Below are 19,013 nucleotides of genomic sequence, written 5' to 3' on the forward strand. Positions count from 1 at the left end.
CCGGCGGTCGCCGACAACTGGACCGCGCGATCTACCGTTGTGGGAGCAGACGTCAGAGGGGCGAGGTAGACACGTGGGTCGTTTCGTCAAACATCTCCTGTTGTCATTCGTCGTGTCGCGGATCAGCCGGCTGGTGCGTCGCGGCCGTGGCCATGGCTACGGCCACGGCCACGGTTCGGCGGTGAGTCGGCTGCTGCACGAGGCCGAGCGTCACCTGAACCACCGGATGCGGCGCGGCCGGGGAGATCACGGCGGCGGCGGGCACCATGGCTACCACGGGCATTACCGCCACCGTGGCTATCACGGGCATTACCGCCGCAAGGGCTATCACGGGCATTACCGCCGCAAGCACTGGTGACACCGGCCCGGCCGGCCGACGGATCCGCCACCCGGATCCGTCGGTCACCTGCCTCGCTCAGACGTACACCCTGGTCAGGCACTCGGCCACGCAGACAGGACCGCCGCCGTCCCGGTCGCGCTCGACGGTGACCTGATAGCGGACCTGTACGCCACCGGCGACGTCGGTGACGTCGAGCACGTCGACGACGGCGCGGAGCCGTGATCCGGCCGGCACCGGAGCGGGAAACCGGACCCGGTTCAGCCCGTAGTTGACCGACATGCGGGCACCCGACACCGCGACCCGGCCGGCGACCAGCGCCGGCAGCAGCGACAGAGTGAGGAAGCCGGGCGCGACGGTGCCGCCGGACTGTCTGTCGGCGGCCCGGTCGGGATCGACGTGAATCAACTGGTGGTCCCCGGCGGCGGTGGCGAACCCGTCGATCCGGTCCTGATCGACCTCGATCCACTCGCCGGGTCCGAGTGAGGTTCCAGCGGCGCGTCGCAGCGCGTCGATGGAGTCGAAGGCCATGCCGGTCTCCTCCTACCTGGTCGTCCGGCGGTCGCCGGATCCGCCGCTGCCGGGAAATGCTAACGGTGGATCGGGCACAATTCCTGCGGCGCACGTACCGATGGACGGGCGGGTGCCGGACGGGAGGTGACGGTGCGGGTCCTGCTGATCGACAACTACGACTCCTACACGTACAACCTCTTCCAGCTGATCGCCGCGGTCGCCGGTCAGGAACCGATCGTGCTGGCCAACGACGATCCTCGGCTGTCCGCCGTGGACCGGCTCGACGTATGGTGTGTGGTGGTCTCCCCGGGTCCCGGCCGCCCGCAGCACGTGACCGACCTCGGCTGGGGATGGGAGCTGCTGGAAACCCATCCGGACCTGCCGGTGCTCGGCGTCTGCCTGGGACACCAGGCGATCGCCTTCCACGCGGGGGCGACGGTGCGCGAGCGACTGCCGCGACACGGCCAGGTTGACGAGGTACGCCATGACGGCGACGAGTTGTTCGCCGGCGTCCCCGAGCGGTTCGCCGCAGTCCGCTACCACTCGCTGCAGGTCACCGCCCCGCTGCCGGAGTCGCTGCGGGCGACCGCATGGGCCGGCGACGGCACCGTGATGGCGCTGCGGCACCGTCGACTGCCCCGGTGGGGGGTGCAGTTCCACCCCGAGTCGATCGGTACGACGTACGGCGCCGTGCTGATCGGCAACTTTCTGCGACTCGCCCGCGCCCACCAGCTGCACCGGCCCTGCCACGGAGCCGGGGATCCGACCGTACCCGAGCTGGTCCGCCACCAGATACCTGAGCCGGCCGCCCCAGTCGAGCGGCCTGAACCGCCCGCCCCAGTCGAGCGGCCTGAACCGCCCGCCCCGGTCGATCGACCTGCGCCGTCGCTGGTCCGCGACGTCGCCGTCATCGACGCCGAGATCGACACCGAGGCGGCCTTCGCCGCGCTGTACGCCGAGCAGCCGTACGCCTTCTGGCTCGACAGCAGCCTCGTGGCGGCGGGGCGGTCCCGTTTCTCGTTTCTCGGTGACGCCTCGGGTCCGCTTTCCGAGGTGCTCACCTACCGGGTCGGCGCCGGTGCGGTCGACGTCGTCCGCGCCGGGCGGCCGGTGCGATCCGAACCCGGCGGCATCTTCGACGTGCTCGACCGGCGGCTGGCCCGCCACCGGCTGCCCGACGACGATCTGCCGTTCGACTTCGCCGGCGGATACGTCGGCTACTTCGGTTACGAGGCGAAGGCCGACTGCGGGGCCACCACGACCCACCGGGCGGCCACCCCGGACGCGGTGTGGATCTTCGCCGACCGGTTGGTCGTCGTCGACCATCAGGAAGGCAGGACCTATCTGGTGGCGGTCAGCGACGGACCGGTCGAACGGGTCGCGGCCGGCCACTGGATCGCCGCCACCACCGAGCGGCTGCGTGGTCTCGTCGCGGACCGGCCCGCTTCGATGTCGACGCGAGCGCCCGGACCCGTGTTCGACCAGGTCGACCGCGACGGCGGCCGACCGGATGTGCGGCAGTGGGTACGGCTGTCCCGGACCCGCCCGGAGTACCTCGTCGACGTCGAGTGCGCCCTGGTCGAGCTGCGGCGCGGCGAAAGCTACGAGATCTGCCTGACCAACCGGCTCCATTTGCCGCGGGTGGATGACCCGTTGGCCTACTACCGGCTGCTGCGCCGGGGCAACCCGGCACCTCACGGTGCCTACCTGCGTCTGGGCGCGGTGAGCGTGGCGAGCTGTTCCCCGGAGCGGTTCCTGCGCGTCGAGCGCGACGGCCAGGTGCGCAGCAGCCCGATGAAGGGGACCGCCGCCCGCGACGCCGATCCCCGCCGCGACGACGAGCTGCGCCGGTCGTTGACGACGTCGGCGAAAACCCGCGCCGAGAACATGATGATCGTCGACCTGCTCCGCAACGATCTCGGCCGGGTTTGCGAGATCGGCTCGATCGAGGTGCCCCGGTTCATGGTGACCGAGTCGTACGCCACGGTCCACCAGCTCGTCTCCACGGTCGGTGGCCGGCTGCGTCCCGACGTGAGCGCGGTCGCGTGCGCCCGGGTCTGCTTCCCCGGCGGCTCGATGACCGGGGCACCCAAACTCCGGACGATGGAAATCATCGACCGGCTGGAACACGAGGCGCGTGGCGTCTACTCCGGCGCGCTCGGCTACTTCGGCCTGGGCGGCGGCGCCGACCTCAGTATCGTGATCCGCACCGCCGTCACCACCGAGCACGGCACCACCATCGGTACGGGCGGGGCGATCGTGCTCGACTCCGACCCTGCCGAGGAGTACGCCGAGACCATGCTCAAGGCGCGGGCGCTGCTCACCGCGTACGGTGTGGCGACCCGTTCGGCCCGTTGACCTTCGGCTGGCGGACGGCGACCAGGGCGGTCGGCGACGAGGTACAGGGCGGCGACCAGGATCCGGACGGGGTCAGGACGGGGTCAGGATGCAACTGGACGGCAGGCCGGTGACGGTGGCCGAGGTGGGCGCCCTGGCGCTGCACAATCACGGCCACTTCACCACGATGACGGTCGCCGACGGGGGAGTGCGCGGTCTTCGGCTGCACCTGGACCGGCTCCGCGACGACTGTCGGACCGTGTTCGACAGCGACCTCGACCCCGACCGGGTACGGACGCTGATCCGGGCCGCGCTCGCCGGGTATCCGCCTGGGCCGAGGATCGTCCGGGTGACCGTCTTCGACCCCGACGGCGGCCTGTCCGCGTCCGCCGGCCGGGCCGACCGGCCCCGGATCCTGGTCACCACCCGGCCGGCGGCCACCGAGACGCCACCTGCCCCGCTGCGGCTCGGTAGTCGCCGCTACCAGCGTGACCTGCCGCAGGTGAAACACACCGGCCTGTTCGCGGCGGTGCACCACCGGCGGCGCGCCCAGTCGGCGGGCTTCGACGACGCGCTGTTCGTCGACTCGGACGGTCGGATCGGTGAGGGACCCACCTGGAACATCGGCGTCGTCCGCGACGGTGAGGTCGTCTGGCCGGCCGGTCCGTGCCTGCCCGGCGTAACCATGCGGCTGCTGACGGCGGCGGCCGGAACGATCGGTCTGCGCTGCCGGTCGACGCCGATCGCGGTCGAGGAGCTGGATCACCAGCACGGCGCGTTCGTCACCAACGCCGCGATCGGGCTGCGACCGGTCGCCGAGGTCGACGGCCGGCCGCTGGCCGCCACACCTGTCGTGGACCTCCTGGGCCGGGCGTACACCGACGTCGCGGCCGAACCGTTGGCGCCCGCCCCGCCGCCGTAGCGCCCCGCCGCCGTAGCCCCCCTTCCGCCGTAGCACTGTGCCACGCCGCGCCGGAGAGCCTTCTCGTGGCCGGCACATCGGTGAACCAGCCATGTTGGACCCAACTGCCTGGTCAGTCCATTCACGCTGGCCATCCTGGACCCGCCGTACAGGAGTGTCGATCACATGTGGTAAGCGCGCGCGCCGTAGGCTGGCCCGCATGACCCCTGGGCACAGCCGTTTCGTGGGTGCGGGCGTCCGTCGAGGACGATCGGCGGCGATCTGTACGCAGGCGCGGCGTGACCGTTGGCATCGACGGTCCGCTGCCCTTCAAGCCTGGGTCGGAGTCAAGCCCAACCAGCCGCTGCTACCGGTGGTCCGCCGGGCGTTCCCGATCTTGGGGCACCTGCACCGATATCCGATCTACGAGCTCAAGATCGACAAGATGTTCGTGGCGCGGATCGGCGGTGGCGATCCGGCCGCGCTGTCGGTCCTTGGCGCGATCATGTCGATGAGCCCGGGGCTACGGCTCAGTACGGTGGCCGAAGGCATCGAAAACGACCGGCAGCGCGCCGAGTTGGCCGTCCTGGGCTGCGACTACGGTCAGGGCTATTCCCTGTCGAAGCCGGTGGACGAGATCGCTCTGCGGGCCCTGCTGCAGGCGTCGCCGGTACCGTAGCGATCACCCGGCGCGGATGACTCTGTTCCCCGACCGGATCCAAGTGATCCGTACGTCTGCGGACGTCGGCCGCGGCACCGCATCCTCGAATCAGCAGGTAATTGTCGCAGCTGAACAGAGGGGACAGGCCATGCCATTCGTGACGGTGGGGCGCGAGAACTCCGCCCCGATCGACCTCTACTACGAGGACCACGGCGCGGGCCAGCCGGTGGTGTTGATCCACGGCTTCCCGTACAGCGGTTCGTCCTGGGAAAAGGAGGTGGAGCCGCTGCTGTCCGCAGGTTACCGGACCATCACGTACGACCGACGTGGTTTCGGCAACTCCAGCCAGCCGGCGATGGGCTACGACTACGACACCTTCGCGGCGGATCTCGACGTCCTGATGCGCGAGCTCGACCTGCGGGACGCGATCCTGGTCGGGCACTCGATGGGGACCGGGGAAGTGATCCACTATCTTGGTGTCTACGGTTCGCAGCGGGTCAGCAAGGCCGTCGTCATCAGCCCGCTCGCCCCGTTCCTGTTGAAGACGCCGGACAATCCGGAAGGGGTGGACCAGAGCCTGTTCGACGGATTCAAGAACGCGGTGATCCAGGACCGGTTCGCCTACCTGACCAGCTTCGTCACGAACTTCTTCAGCTGGGACGAGAACAAGGGCAAACGGGTTAGCGAGGACGCGTTCAAGGCCCACTGGCAGGTGGGTGCCCGCGCGTCCGCGATCGCGACACTGCACTGTGTCGACGCGTGGCTCACCGATTTCCGACCGGATCTGCCCCGGATCGACGTCCCGCTCCTGATCATCCAGGGGGACAAGGACGCCGTCCTGCCGTACGAGGTGACCGGAAAGCGCCTGGCGCCGATGGTGCCGGGCAGCCAGCTGGTCACGTTGCGCGGCGCGCCGCACGGGATTCCGTGGACGCACGCCGACGAGATCAACAAGGCGATCATGGAGTTCATCGGTACCAGGACCATGGCGATGGCCGGTGCCCGATGACGTAGCGCGTGCGCGACGTCTTACGTAGCGCGTGCGCGTCGTCGTGGGTGACGCCGGCAGGCGTCACCCACGACGACGCGGCAGGTCACCAGGTCGCGCAGTAGCCCACGCTGAAGGTGCTGGCTCCCGGCTTCAACGTCTTGTTCCACCGCACGCCGTTGATCCGGTACAGGTTGTCCGCCAGGCTCTCCCGTTCGAAGTTCCAGGCCGTGTAGATGTCACCGTCGAGCTCGACGACCCCGCTCCAGTCGACCGGCTCGTCGCTGTCGTTGGTCGCGACGATCTCGGCGCAGTAGCCGCCACCAGTGTCCGAATCCCATTCGGTGAACCGCCGGACCGTGATGTCGACGTTGGAATCCGACACCAGCTGGCCGACGCCCCAGCGGGCGGTCGTCTGATAGCCGATGCCCTCCTGCTCGGCCCAGTTGCGGATCGACGTACGGGCCCCGTCGGACGCGTCGTTGACCTGGAAGTCCAGGCCGTGGAACGTGCCGACACCGCCGTACTCCAGCAGACTGATCGCCGCCTCGACGGTGTAACCGGTGTCGGTGCGTACCGTCGCGCTGTCCAGCCGGGCCGCCTGGAACCCTTCGTCACCGGTGCCGAAGGACACCACGTTGTCGGCGTTGATCCGTACCTGCATGTCGTCGTAGCGGTACGGCCCGTTCTTGACGTTCCCGGCGTCGACGTAGATCTCCACCGAGTCCTGCGTCCACGGGTCGGAGCCGGAGACGTCCACCACCGGGTCGGCCACCTCGGCCAGCACGTACAGCGTCTGGTCCCGCCACAGCGTCCGGACCGTGGCGACCGCCCCGTCGGTGCCGGACACCTGCTTGTCGGTGGTGACCACTGTGGCGTCGGCCCACCCGGGGTCGACGGCACCGTCGACGACCGGCGCGACCGGGGCCTGCTTGACCTCCAGGTAGGACAGCTCCTCGATCAGGGTGAGGGTGCCGACCGCGCCCGGCGTGTTCCACCCGGACGTGGTGCCGTCGACCGTGACCTGGACGTCCAGGGTGAGCGTGTCGCCCTCGGCGGCGTCGGTGACGGGCAGGTGCGCGACGATGTCGTACCCGCCGGCCCGTTCGGTCGCCACCGCCGGCACGTCACCCGAGCCGTCGCGCGACACCTGGTACGTCTGACCGTCGAGCACGAACTCGACCCGGTCGTCACCGTCGGTCGTCGCGTCGGAGACCGTGACGTACGCCGTCAGATGGTCGGCCGACCAGCGCAACTGGAACCCGGCCACGTCCTCGATCTGGTGCAGCGGCAGTTTGCTCCACTCCAGGTCGGAGGTGGCACCCGGGGACAGCGCGACGTCACCGGCGAAGACGTTCGCGGTGCGCAGCCGGGCCGGCAGCTCGGCGTCCACCGCGCCGTAGTACGCCGGTTTGGCCTGGAAGCCGTCGTCGAAGATCAGCGGCGCGCCGTTGCCGGACCGCCACGACCGACCGTCGTTGAGGCCCCAGACCGTGACGATCGACAGCTCGTCGCCGTACGCCCGAAAGATCCGGAACGCGTCCCGGAAGAAGTAGCCCTGTTCGATCAGCCGGGCTTCGGTCACCGGCGTGCCGGTGGTGACGTCGAGCTCGGTGACCGCCTGGGTCACCGGCAACTCGGCGAACGTCTCCAGCGCCGCCTCCAGGCTGGCGACCGGCGTGGCGAGCGACACGTGGAACTGGTGACCCACCCCGTCGATCGGCACCCCACGGGAGATCAGCCGCTGCACCAGCGCCTTGTACCGGCCCTGCTTGCCGCTCTGCTCCGTGTTGTAGTCGTTGATGTACAAGGTCACCGGGTCGGTGCCGGCGACCGCGTGGACGTCGTTGAACGCCTCCTCGGCGTACTCGAACGACAGGTCGATGAACTCCTCGCCGAGGATCCGGTACCACTCGCTGCGGCGCAGCCCGTCGGCGTACTCGCCGCTGTCGCTGACCACCTCGTTGACCACGTCGAACGCGTTCAGCGGGTTGGTGTCGGAGCCGAACGGGCCGTACCGCTCACTCAGCGACTCGGCCACCGCGAAGATGTGCTCCCGCATCCGGTCCCGTAGCACCTGCTGGTCGGCCGCCGAGGTGGTCAGCGGCTCACCCGCCGCGTCCTGGAAGAACCACGCCGGCGTCTGGCTGTGCCACACCAGCACGTGCCCGTAAAGACCGAGGTCGTTGGCCTGGGCGAAGTCCATCATGGCGATCGCCTGCTCGTGCGGGCGGAAGGCGCGCTCCTCGTCGTACCATGCCTCCGGCTTCATGTGGTTCTCCGGCGTGATGTTGTTGAAGTGCCGGGTCAGCAGCTGCGCGGCGGTGCCGACCGTCTCGCGGCTGTCGATCGCCACGCCGACCGGGAAGTCGGTGGTCTCGTGGATTCCGGTCAGGTCCTCGATCACCGGCGGTTCGGGCACCCGTACGACGATGTCGTCGACCAGGAAGTCGCTGGTGTTGCCGACCACGTCGGCACCCTGCCAGCTGGTTTCGAAGTACAGCGCGGCGCTGTCGAACGTGGGCGCGGTGAAGGTGGCCGACACCTCGGTCCAGCCCGTGTTGGTGATCGACTCGAACTGCGCGAGGGTGCTGAAGGACTGGCTGCTGCCGGCCGTACTCGCCAGACTCAGCCAGATCTCGTCGGTGGCCTGGCCTTCGGCGAACCGCAACCACGCGGTGAGCTCGTAGGTGACGCCGGTCTCGAAGAGCGTGGTCACGTCCCGGCTGATGCCGGCGCCCTGGTTGACCCGGTCGGTGACGGCAGCGGCGGCCGCGCCGGCGTGCGCGACGTCGGTGAGCTCGACCGTCGGAGCGCCCGCACCGCTGTCGCGCGGCCCCCAGCCGTCGAGGCCGTCCTCGAAGTCGGTGTCGATGACGATCGTGCCGGGTTCCGGTCCGCCCGGTCCGTCGGCGGGGGCGGTGATCAGGATGTCGTCGACGAAGTAGGCGGCCGTCGCGTCGGCTGCCTCCAGGTAGACCTGGTATTCGGCCGGGTCGGCGTCGCCGGGAACGGTGAACGTCCCGGTGACCGTGGTCCACTCGTCGGCGGTGATCGTGGTGTCGCCGATCCAGGTGTAGTCCGGCTTCATGACGAACCGGAACCCGGAGGAGGCCGGTCCGTCGGGTGCCAGACGCGCCCGCAGGGCGAAGGTGTGGGTGAGTCCGGGGGTGAAGATCCCGGCGGGGCTCTGCAGCCCGTCGAACCCTTCGGTCCGGTCGCTGACCGCCAGCACCTTGCCGTCGGCGTCGTCGACCACGTCCAGGGTCGGGTCGCCACTGGCCGTCCAGCTGCCGGTGGTGCCGTCCTCGAAGTCGACGGCGCTCACCGTGACCACGTCCGGCTGGCTGCCCGGTCCGGTGATCAGCACGTCGTCCAGCAGGTACGGGGTGGTCCCCTCGGCCTCGACGTAGAGGGTGGCCGAGCTCAGCCCGGCGGGCATCGTGTACGTGCCGCCGATCTGGACCCAGCTGTCGGCGGTGGTGACGACGTTGTCGCCGATCCAGGTGTAGCTGTTGTCGCCGCCGTCGGCGGGGGTGGCCTCGACGGTGAAGTGGACGCCGGCCGAGCCCTCCGTGGCGGCCGGGAGTTTCACCCAGGCCGTGACCGAGTACGCCACGCCGGGGTCGAACAGCGCGGTCGCGCTGGTCGCCGCACCCTGCCAGTCGGCGGTACGGCCGGTGACCGACAGGCTGTGCGCGCTGTCCCGGCCCTCGGTGGTGATCGCCAGCGTGGCCGCGCCACGTGCGCTCCACGGCGTGTACGTGTCCGACTCGAAGTCGTTGGCGAGCAGGACGTCGGTGGCCGCGCTCGGGGCGGCACCGTCGGTCGGGGCGGCGGCGACGGCGGCGGGCACCGACCCGGCCAGCGCGGCCAGACCGAACGCGACGAAACCGGCGAGCAGCTGTGATGATCGAGCGGGGGGAGACCCGGGGGGCATATGTCGCTCCTTGGGCGGACAAGACGGCACGTAGAGGACGGTGCCCGGGAGACGTGCCACTGCATCCAGGCTTGTGGATGCTAACCGGGGCCGGTCGGCGTCCACCGGTGTCATGGAGATCCGTTATCCGGAAGTTATCTGAAAACCGACCGAAATATTTCGGGTCCGGCGCTTGCCCTAGCCGGCCGGCGGACAGTTGTTGCTCGTCCGGGTGACGGTGTATTCGACGTCGTCGTGTGTGATGCCCGACGGCTCGCCGTCGAAGTAGGTCTCGACCTTCTGCCAGCCCCGACGTTGCTCGTAGTGCAGATGCGGCGCACCCGAGGCTCCGGTACTGCCCAGCAGCCCGATCTGCTCCCCCTGGGCGACCCGTTGCCCCGCCCGCACCAGCGGCGGTTCGAGCAGGTGCAGGTACTGCGTCTCCCACTTGCCGCCATGGTCGATCTTCACCCAGTAGCCGCCGCCCCGTCCACGTGGACCGTCCGGATCCTCCGGGGTCCGTCCGCCCAACGATCCGTTGATCCCCGCCACGGTGACCGTCCCGGCGGCGGACGCCAACACCGGCCGCCCCCAAGGTTCGCCGTCGAGCGGGAACAGGTCGACGTCGTAGTCGTCGTGCCCGGGGTAGGTGCCGAGCTGCCAGGTTTCCCCGCAGGGCACCGGAAGCTGGAACAGCGGACGCGGGCCCGGGGGCGACAACATGGGTACGGCGACCGCCGCGACGGCGGCCACGGCCGCCACCAGGCCGGCCGCCACGACGATCCAGGTGACCCGCCGGCGAGCGCTCCGGCGGCGGCGGGTGTCAGTGGTCCGGGTGCCATACGGGGTGGTCACGCCTCCAAGCGTGACAGACACCCCGACGTTGCCGCCCGTAGCGGCGGCGCGGCCGTGGCAGGGGACGCCACGGCCGCGCCGCCGTCAGGTCTGGTGGCGTCAGGTGCCGGACAGGATCGCGAAGCCCCGGTTCCAGTTCTTGGCGTCCGTGGTCGGGTCGTAGTTCTTCTCGATGTTGCCGGCGGCGTCGACCGAGAACCAGAAGACCTTGGTGCCGTACGGCACCGTCAGGGTCTCCGCGCCCTCCCGGACCCCGGCGGCGGCGTACAGGGTGGACTCGTACGTCGGTTTGCCGCCGTCGAGGGTGTAGAAGACCGCCGCTGGTTCGCTCACCTCGAACTGGATGTCGACCATGCCCTCGGTCGCGCCGGGGGAGACCACCAGCGCGCTGGTCGGCCGCTTCTTGTCCTTGTCGTAGTCGCGGGCCACCCGCATCAGTTCGACCAGCCCGTTGGAATACTCCAGGGTCTGCTCGTGCGCCTCGGTCCAGGTGGGCTGGAACGAGGTGCCGACCTCGAAGTTCCAGGCGTAGATGCCGTACTTGTACCAGAGCATGTCCCCGGAGTTGCCGGCCGCCGAGTAGAGCACGTCGGCGATCGGCCCGGTCCGGGCCGGGGTCACCGCCAGGTTGCGGTGCCGCTTGATCGCGGTCAGAATCCGCGCCGACGATCCCCAGAAGAACGACTCCTCGGCCAGGTTCGGGCGCGGCGCGGAGAGCCGGCCCGGCGTGGCGTAGGAGCCGGGCGACCACATGAAGTAGTTGCCCGACGAGTGCAGGTTCATCGAGAACTTGATGTTGGGTCGGCTGGCCAGCCAGTCCAGGTTCTTGTTCTCCGGTTCCGACAGCTCGCTCGGGCCGGCGTAGACGTCACTGGTGCAGCTGGTCGACGCGCCCGAATAGCCGTCGAAAAGGCTGTACTCGGAGTAGTTGCGGTTGTTGTCCACGCCCCACGAGTTGCGGGCCAGCGCGTCGGTGGCCCCACCAGCGGCGCAGTGGTTGGTCATGCTGCGCCGTTGCGAGGCGAAGTCGTAGAACGAATAGTGCCCGCCGTCCGGGTTGATCGACGGGGCGATCCAGATGTCGAGCGTACGCAGCAGTCGCTTGGTGTTCTCGTCGGTGGCGTGGTTGCGCAGCAACCGCTCGGCGGTCTCGATCGTCACCAGCGGCGGCACCCATTCCCGGGCGTGTTCCTGGGCGTAGGCGAGCACCCCGGTGCGGGAACCGTCCCGGTACTTGCCGATCCGCAGCGCGTACACCGGGTGCGGGTCGCGGGAGACGGTGGCCGGCGCGCTCAGGTTGTCGCTCAACGCCGTCGGCGCGACCGGCGCCACCACGCCGTCGCCGACGCTGCCCCGATAGGTGTACGCGGTGACCAGGTCGCCCGCTGCCGCGTTGACCGCCGCCGCGACCTGGGCGGCGGTGCTGGTCACCGTGCCGGCGGCGTCGGTGCCCAGACCGACCCGTACGGCGGACCCGGTGACCGTGACGCTGAGCGTCTGGTCGGCGGCGCCGGGGTGGGCGAACTCGACGGTGACGTCGTTGCCGCCTTCATGGCCCCAGGCGTGCGAGTCGATCGCCACCCGGTTGGCGGTGGCGTTGCCGAGCACCGCCTGCGCCTTGCGTCGGTAGCCGTTGGTCTGGTACGGCAGTTCGACGACCTCGGCGAGGTGGGGGAACTCGTCAGCCAGTCGCTTGATCCGGTCGTACAACTCGGTCGGGGTCAGGTAGCTGGTGACGAAGTCCTTCTGATAGCCCGGACCTTCCGGCGCGTCCCCGGAGATCGGCAGCCACTCCTTGACCTGGGCGACCGCCACGTCACCGGTGGGGCTGGTGATCTGGATCCGGTCGGGTCGGGCGGTGACGACGGCCGCGCCCCGGTGGTAGAGGTACACCCCGGCGTCGACGAAGCGCGAGATGTTCTGGGTGCCGCCGGAGCCGAGGTCGGTGCCGGGGCCCGAGTCGCGGACCACGCTCAGCGTGCTGCTGGAGGTCTGGCCCTGGGCCCATTTCGCCTCGACGGACAGCACCTGGTTGGTGCCGGAGGTGTAGTAGTCCGCCCGGATGATCCTGATGTCGGAGGCGCTGGAGTTCTGCTCGACCTGGGCGGTGAACGCCTGGTTGTCGGCTTCGTGCGCCGCGATGATCGACTCCCGTTCGGCGAGCCGGTCGTCGGTGTCATCGGAGTCGTACAGGGTCCGGCCGATCCGGTAGCCGGCCGACCGGAGCCCGGCGACCTCGTTGGGTGTCACCACCGCGTGCACCACGATGCCCGCCTCGGTCGCGGAGATGTGGTGGTCCAGGTCGACCCCGGTGGCGACCAGTTCGTCGAGTTCGTCGCGGTCGGCCACCATCACCTCCACGACGCTGGCCTGTTCGCCGGCGATCCGTTCGAGGGTGACCGGGACCGGCCGGTCCTCGTCGGGTGCGGCGGCGGTCACCGCGGTCGCGGGACTGGCCAGAATGACGCAGGCGGCCACCACGGCGATCGCCGCGACCAGGTTCCGGCGGGTCCGGGACGGGTGGCCCGGATGCGGAGCGGTCCGAAACGGCGAGACGAGGTTTCTTCGTGCCTGTGGCAGGTAAAAGGGGGACATTGTGCGCTGCCTTTCACGTGCGGTGCCACTGATCGAGTGGCATGCAGGGCGAAGTACCGACATCCGCGACGGACCGGAGGGGTCGACGGCCTGACACGGCCGCGTCGTTCGGGGCTGCCAGCACTCCGTCCCCGGCATGCGGCAACCGTCAGGGGCATCAGGGCGAAGGGCGAATCAGCAGGCGGCGGCCGGTATGATGCGCCCATCCTGGACGTGGACGTAGTGATCTGTCAATGGGTGTCCGGTCTGGTCACCCGTTGTGACAACCGTCGGTCGGGCCGCCGGGTGACGGACCGCGCGAACCCGGTCCGGCACTCGGTCAGGTGCGCGTCCGGCACCCGGTCCGGCACCCGGTCCGGTACGTGTCCGACAAGGACCAACTCGACTGGCTGGAGTGCCCGGCGTGGCCCACACTGACGCGGTGAACGAACAAGCGGTAGGTACGCGGCCCGGCGCGGTACGCAGCGCGGTGGTGGTCAACCCGGCCAAGGTCGACGACCTCGACGCGTTGCGGGCGACTGTCGACGGTGCGCTGGCCGAAGCGGGCTGGGCCGAGCCGCTGTGGTTCTCGACCACGGTCGACGACCCGGGGGAGGGGCCGACCCGGCAGGCCGTCGACGCCGGTGTCGAGGTCGTCTTCGCCTGCGGCGGTGACGGCACCGTGATGTCCTGCGTCGCCGGACTGGTCGGTACGGACGTGGCGCTGGCCATCCTGCCGGCCGGCACCGGCAACCTGCTCGCCGCCAACCTCGGCCTGTCCACCGACCTCGCCGCCGGACTGGAGGTCGCCGTCGAACTCGGCCGGCGTCGACTCGACGTCGGTCAGCTCGACGACCGCTACTTCGTGGTGATGGCCGGCATGGGCTTCGACGCGAAGATGCTGGAGGCGACGTCGGAGAAGGCCAAGGCCCGGATCGGCTGGCCCGCGTACGTCGTCGGGGCACTGCGGCACCTGCGCGACCGGCCGATGCGCATCCAGTTGCGGGTCGACGACGAGCCGGTGATCCGGACCCGGGCGCGGACCGTGCTCGTCGCCAACGTCGGCCGGTTGCAGGGCGGCGTCACCCTGCTCGCCGACGCCGAACCCGACGACGGCCTGCTCGACGTGGCGGTGCTGACTCCCCGTACGGTCGGGCATTGGTTGACGCTGGGCTGGGCGCTGCTGCGCCGCCGGGACCGGGTGCCGCGGATGCGGGTCCACCGGGGTCGGGAGATCACGATCTCCAGCGACCGGGACCAGCCCCGCGAACTCGACGGCGATCTGATCGCACCGGGTCGCCGCCTCGTGGTCAGGATCCGGCCGGGCGCGCTCCTGCTGTGCGTGCCCCGCCCGGCCGGTGACCCGGACCTGACCGTCGACGCCGGCGCGGCGGCCCGGCGCGGGGCGGATCTCGTCGAACGGGCCCAGGACGAGCACTGACCAGGTCCCCGTGCCGGGGCAGGTGTGGCCGGCGACGGTCGGGGTACCCGCCGTCTTGTGGCCCTGAACACACCGGTACGGGTGCCCGCCACCGGCGTCGTCCTCGACGCCGACGTGACGGTGCCGCCGGACGCGCGGGCGGTGGTGGTGTTCGCGCACGGCAGCGGTAGCTCCCGGCTGAGCCCGCGCAACCGTACGGTCGCCGAGCGGCTCACCGCCGACGGCCTGGCGACCGTGCTGACCGACCTGTTGACCCGCGAGGAGGCCGGCGTGGATGCGGTCACCGCCGAGTTGCGCTTCGACGTGTCGTTGCTGGCCGGGCGACTCACCGAGGTCGTCGACTGGGTCGGTGACCAACCCGGTCTCGGCGCTCTGCCGCTGGGTCTGTTCGGGGCCAGCACCGGCGCTGCCGCCGCGCTGATCACCGCCGCCGCCAGGCCGGACCGGGTACGGGCGGTGGTGTCCCGGGGAGGCCGCCCTGATCTGGCCGGCGACGGGCTGCCCGAGGTGCGTGCCCCGGTGCTGCTGATCGTCGGGGAGCGGGACCCTCAGGTCCGGCAGCTCAACGCGGTCGCCGCGACGGCGTTGCCGGCGTTGCCGGTGCCCCCGGTCCTGCGGGTCGTGCCGGGCGCGACGCACCTGTTCGTGGAACCCGGCACCCTCGAACAGGCCGCCGCGATGGCCGCCGACTGGTTCGGCACCCACCTCGCCTGACCGCGTCCCTGTCGGCCGCGCGCAGTGGGGTCGCCGGGGGCCAGGATTCACCTGGCCGAAACCCGTCGGGTGCCGGCCGTCGGTACTCTCCGAGCATTCTCGACGACATCGACCCGTTCATCGGCACCGCCGCGACCGATCTGCCCCGGCCTCGTGGCCTGGCCGCCACCTGGTGGTGGCCGAAACCGCAGGTGGGCAACACTCATCCGGGTGCCACGTCGCCGCTGGGCATGGTGTCGGCCTGCGCGTACTCGGGTGCCTATCCGACCGGCTACGGTCGCTACGCCAAAAACACCGAGGGCGTACCCGAGGAGATGTTCGACCGGCTGCAGGCGTCCGGGTTCACCCACTTCCAGCAGTCCGGCACCGGGGCGATCCGTAAGTACTACAACTACGTCCGGGTCACCCCGATGTTGGAGCCGCTCGACGCACTCGGGCAGGCCTGGCCCCTGCACGACGAGGTCGCCACGGCCGGCTACTACGCGGCGACCCTGGACACCGGGGTGCGCTGTGAGATCACCGTCGGCGAAAAGGTCGCGGTGCACCGCTACACCTTCCCGGAGCACCGCAACGCCCGAGTCGTGATCGACCTGTCCTGCGGCGGGCTGGACATCGAGATCGGCCGTACGGTGCCGCTGCGAGCCCAGGCCGAAAGCATGGGGCACGGCCGGGCGCAGGGCACCGTGGTGATGGAAGGCGTCCCGCTGTCGGTCTACCTGGAGGTCGACAGCCCGGGTTGGCGGCAGATGCTGTGGTACGACCGGCGGCTGATCGACGGCGGCACCCGGCTGGACTTCGACAGCATCCGGCACACCACGCTGCGCCCGTTCGGCATGCTGTTCATGGGGCCGGTCGCCGCCGGGCAGACCGTCGAGGTGCGGCTCGGCTTCTCGCTGCGCGGCTGCGACCAGGCCCGGCAGAACCTGGAACGGGAATGCTGGCTGGCCCAGCCCGGCTTCGACGAGGTGCACGCTGCCACCCGGGTCCGGTGGGCGCAGCACGTCGACCGGGTCCAGGTCGACGGCGGTACGCCCGCCCGCCGTACGGTGATGGCGACCGCGCTGTACCACTCGCTGATCAAGCCGTGTTTCGCCGACGACGAAAGCCCGTTCTGGCCGACGTCCGGCCCGTACGCGTTCGACATCTGCACCATGTGGGACATCTACAAGACGCAGCTGCCGCTGCTCGCCGCGATCGTCCCGCACCGGGCGAGCGACCTGCTGGAGTCGCTGATCCGGGTCTGCGAGGAGGAAGGCAACTTCCCGATCGGCTACCGGATGGCGCGCGGCGCCGACCGGTTCTTCCGGCAGGCGAGCGCCCTGGCGCACACCGCGTTGGCCGACGCCCACGCGCTCGGCCGGCCAGGCGTCGACTGGAGTTGGGCGTTGGCGCACATGGTCGACGACCTGCGCCGACTGTACGGCGAGGACTTCTTCGAACACGGCCTGGTGCATCCGATCTCGCACACCCTCGACCTCGCCTACGCGTACCACTGCACCGCCCAGGTGGCGCGGGCGCTCAACGACCAGCGGCTCGCCGACGACCTCGACCGGCGCAGCCGGCAGTGGGTCAACGCCTTCGACCCGGCGACCGGCCTGCTGCGCGACTCGGAGTTCTACGAGGGCGGCAAGTGGAACTACTCGTTCCGGCTGCTGCACGACATGGCTTCGCGGATCGCCCTGGCCGGCGGCGACACGGCGTTCGTCGACAAGCTCGACCGGTTCTTCGGCTTCGGGGCCGCGCCGGTCGTGCAGCCGGGTCGGCGTCCGCCGCTGACGGAGATGGCCGCCGGGTACGCGCTGCACCGGTTCGAAGGGCTGAACAACGAACCCGACATGGAAGCCCCCTGGGCCTACCACTACGCCGGCCGGCCCGACCGGACCGCCCAGGTGGTGAAGTCGGCGTTGACCTGGCAGTTCGGCACCGGGCCGGGGGGTCTGCCGGGCAACGACGACTCCGGCGGGCTCAGCTCCTGGTACGTGTGGGCCTCACTCGGGCTGTTCCCGGTCGCCGGGCAGAGCCTGTTTCTGATCAACACCCCCGCGTTCGAGCGGGCCGCCATCCGGGTCGGCGATGAGGAGTTCGTCATCGAGACGACCGGCCACCGCGAGACGCCGATCGGCGTCGACGGGGTCGACGCCGAACCGGCACCGCAGTACGTCCAGTCGGCCACCTTCAACGGCGAACCGCTGCACACCACCCATTTGAACGCCGCCGACGTGCACCGCGGCGGCCGGTTGCACCTGCGGTTGGGGCCGCGGCCGTCGGGTTGGGGATGCGAGAGCCGTCCACCGTCCCTGCCCGCGCCGCGCGCCAGCCCGAAGGAAAACCCATGACCAGACCGTCCCGCCGCCTCGTCATCGTCGTCCGCGCCGACCCGGTGATCTGCGGCCATTCGGGGGAGGCCCGTAACCTCGCCGAGGTCGCGTTGACCCGTGGCTTCGACGACGTACGGCTGCTGACCTGGCCGATTCCGGCGCTGCAGGCGGCCGGGTTGCCGCTGAAGCCGCTGGACCGGCTGCTGCCGTACAGCCCGGGGATCACGGTGGAACGGCCGGAGCCGGTCGGCGACTACCGGGTGCCCGACGGCCGGCACCTCGCCGGGCTGACCGGCCGCCTGGTCGAACTGCTCGCCGACGGTGTGCCGACGGTGTGCCTGTCGATGTATCTGGTGCCGCACACGACGGTGGTCAACGACGCGGTGGCGGCGGCGCGGGCGGCCGGCTTCGCGCCGGACGTACGCACGATCGCCAAGGCGGTCGGCTCCGACGTCACCAACGTGATCATGTCCTGCCTGCGGGAGGGGCAGCTCGGTGCCGCCACGGTCCTGTTCACGACGTTCCTGGCCAGTGACGAACTCGTCGCGGTGTCGGACTACACCCGGGACGAGATCGTCGCCTCGGCGGAGCAGGTCGACGCCCGCTGCGGCACCCGGTTCGCCGAGGAGTGCCGCCGCCGGGTGACCGTCAGCTATCCGCCGATCGACACCTCGGCGTACCTCGATCCGGATCCGGCGGCGGTGGACGCCGCGCTCGCCCGACGGGGCCTGAAACGGGGCGGCTACCTGCTGTTCCTGTCCCGGGTGGCCCGGGCCAAGGGCATCTACGACCTGGTCATCGCGTACGGGCAGATGCGCTGCCGCGAACAGGTGCGGCTGGTCGTCGCCGGCACCGGGCCGGCGCTGGAGCACGTACAGGCGATGTCGAAGGAAGACGACCAGATCACCTTCCTCACCGACGTCGACGACACCGAGAAGCCGCTGCTGATGGCCGGGTGCGCGGCGTACGTGCTGCCCACCAAGCCGGAGCCGGACTTCGTCGAGACGTTCGGCATCGCGTTGGCGGAGAAGATGCTCGCCGGTGGCGGGCCGATCGTGACGACCCTGACCGGTGGCACCGGCGAGGCGGTCGGTGACACGGCCGTCATCGTCGAGCCGGGGGACATCGTCGCGCTGGCCGAGACGGTCGACCGGGTCGTGTTGGAGATGCCGGCGGAGGAGAAGGCCGACCTGGAGCGGCGCGCCAGGGCGTACGCGATGGCTTTCGACCGGGTCGCCGTCTTCGACGGCTTGTTCGACGCGGCGTCGCACCCGGTGGCGCCGGTGCCGACTCCGGTGCCGGCACCGGTGCCGATCTCCACGCCGACGACGCTCTCGCCGATCCCACCGGCCGTGTCGACGATCCCACCGGCCGTGTCGACGCTCCCGCCGGGCGTCCCGACCGGGTGAATCCGGGGGGATCCGGCGGCCGGTAGCCCGCTCGTCAAGCCAGACT

Annotated in this window: 13 protein-coding genes; 9 read left to right on the forward strand and 4 right to left on the reverse strand. The window is 70.5% G+C overall.

Going from position 1 to position 19,013, the window contains the following annotated elements; translation table 11 throughout:
* Positions 1 to 73: 73 nt before the first annotated feature.
* Complete coding sequence (locus tag O7632_RS16840; RefSeq protein WP_278115463.1) at positions 74 to 358, forward strand: hypothetical protein; 285 nt, start codon at positions 74 to 76, stop codon at positions 356 to 358.
* Positions 359 to 415: 57 nt separating this feature from the next.
* Here O7632_RS16840 and O7632_RS16845 read toward each other — a convergent pair whose 3' ends face one another.
* Complete coding sequence (locus O7632_RS16845) at positions 416 to 868, reverse strand: MaoC family dehydratase (RefSeq protein ID WP_278115465.1); 453 nt, start codon at positions 866 to 868, stop codon at positions 416 to 418.
* Between the two features lie 132 nt (positions 869 to 1,000).
* Between O7632_RS16845 and O7632_RS16850 the strand changes: the two genes are divergently transcribed.
* The 4 genes from O7632_RS16850 to O7632_RS16865 all read left to right on the forward strand — a co-directional run bounded on the left by O7632_RS16850 (position 1,001) and on the right by O7632_RS16865 (position 5,758).
* Positions 1,001 to 3,208: a chorismate-binding protein gene (locus O7632_RS16850; RefSeq protein WP_278115467.1), complete on the forward strand. Its 2,208-nt coding sequence runs from the start codon at positions 1,001 to 1,003 to the stop codon at positions 3,206 to 3,208.
* Positions 3,209 to 3,296: 88 nt separating this feature from the next.
* Complete coding sequence (locus tag O7632_RS16855; RefSeq protein ID WP_278115469.1) at positions 3,297 to 4,109, forward strand: aminotransferase class IV; 813 nt, start codon at positions 3,297 to 3,299, stop codon at positions 4,107 to 4,109.
* A gap of 199 nt (positions 4,110 to 4,308) precedes the next feature.
* Positions 4,309 to 4,767 (forward strand): EAL domain-containing protein, encoded by a 459-nt coding sequence (locus O7632_RS16860; protein WP_278115471.1) that lies wholly within the window; start codon positions 4,309 to 4,311, stop codon positions 4,765 to 4,767.
* A 130-nt stretch (positions 4,768 to 4,897) separates the two neighbouring features.
* Complete coding sequence (locus tag O7632_RS16865) at positions 4,898 to 5,758, forward strand: alpha/beta hydrolase (RefSeq protein WP_278115473.1); 861 nt, start codon at positions 4,898 to 4,900, stop codon at positions 5,756 to 5,758.
* A gap of 85 nt (positions 5,759 to 5,843) precedes the next feature.
* On the opposite strand, the gene O7632_RS16870 is transcribed toward O7632_RS16865, so the two are convergent.
* The 3 genes from O7632_RS16870 to O7632_RS16880 all read right to left on the reverse strand — a co-directional run bounded on the left by O7632_RS16870 (position 5,844) and on the right by O7632_RS16880 (position 13,106).
* On the reverse strand, positions 5,844 to 9,677 hold the full coding sequence (locus O7632_RS16870) for an endo-1,4-beta-xylanase (protein ID WP_278115475.1): 3,834 nt from the start codon (positions 9,675 to 9,677) through the stop codon (positions 5,844 to 5,846).
* Between the two features lie 177 nt (positions 9,678 to 9,854).
* Positions 9,855 to 10,511 carry a M23 family metallopeptidase gene (locus tag O7632_RS16875; RefSeq protein WP_278115477.1) on the reverse strand — a complete coding sequence of 219 codons (657 nt, stop codon included), beginning with the start codon at positions 10,509 to 10,511 and terminating at the stop codon, positions 9,855 to 9,857.
* Between the two features lie 99 nt (positions 10,512 to 10,610).
* Positions 10,611 to 13,106 carry a M14 family zinc carboxypeptidase gene (locus O7632_RS16880; protein WP_278115479.1) on the reverse strand — a complete coding sequence of 832 codons (2,496 nt, stop codon included), beginning with the start codon at positions 13,104 to 13,106 and terminating at the stop codon, positions 10,611 to 10,613.
* 421 nt (positions 13,107 to 13,527) lie between these two features.
* Here O7632_RS16880 and O7632_RS16885 point away from each other — a divergent pair, with 421 nt between their 5' ends.
* The 4 genes from O7632_RS16885 (at position 13,528) to O7632_RS16900 (ending at position 18,967) form a co-directional block, all read left to right on the forward strand.
* A complete protein-coding gene (locus O7632_RS16885) occupies positions 13,528 to 14,526 on the forward strand; it encodes a diacylglycerol kinase family protein (RefSeq protein WP_278115481.1) in 999 nt (332 codons plus the stop codon).
* Positions 14,527 to 14,583: 57 nt separating this feature from the next.
* A complete protein-coding gene (locus tag O7632_RS16890; RefSeq protein WP_278115483.1) occupies positions 14,584 to 15,240 on the forward strand; it encodes a dienelactone hydrolase family protein in 657 nt (218 codons plus the stop codon).
* Positions 15,241 to 15,359: 119 nt separating this feature from the next.
* Positions 15,360 to 17,576: a glycoside hydrolase domain-containing protein gene (locus O7632_RS16895; protein WP_278120120.1), complete on the forward strand. Its 2,217-nt coding sequence runs from the start codon at positions 15,360 to 15,362 to the stop codon at positions 17,574 to 17,576.
* The gene (locus O7632_RS16900) at positions 17,573 to 18,967 is read left to right on the forward strand and encodes a glycosyltransferase (RefSeq protein ID WP_278115485.1); all 1,395 of its coding nucleotides are present in this window, start codon (positions 17,573 to 17,575) and stop codon (positions 18,965 to 18,967) included. The genes O7632_RS16895 and O7632_RS16900 overlap by 4 nt, the downstream gene beginning before the upstream one ends.
* Positions 18,968 to 19,013: the final 46 nt, after the last annotated feature.

The sequence above is a fragment of the Solwaraspora sp. WMMD406 genome (assembly GCF_029626025.1).
In the GTDB taxonomy this organism is placed as follows: Bacteria; Actinomycetota; Actinomycetes; order Mycobacteriales; family Micromonosporaceae; genus Micromonospora_E.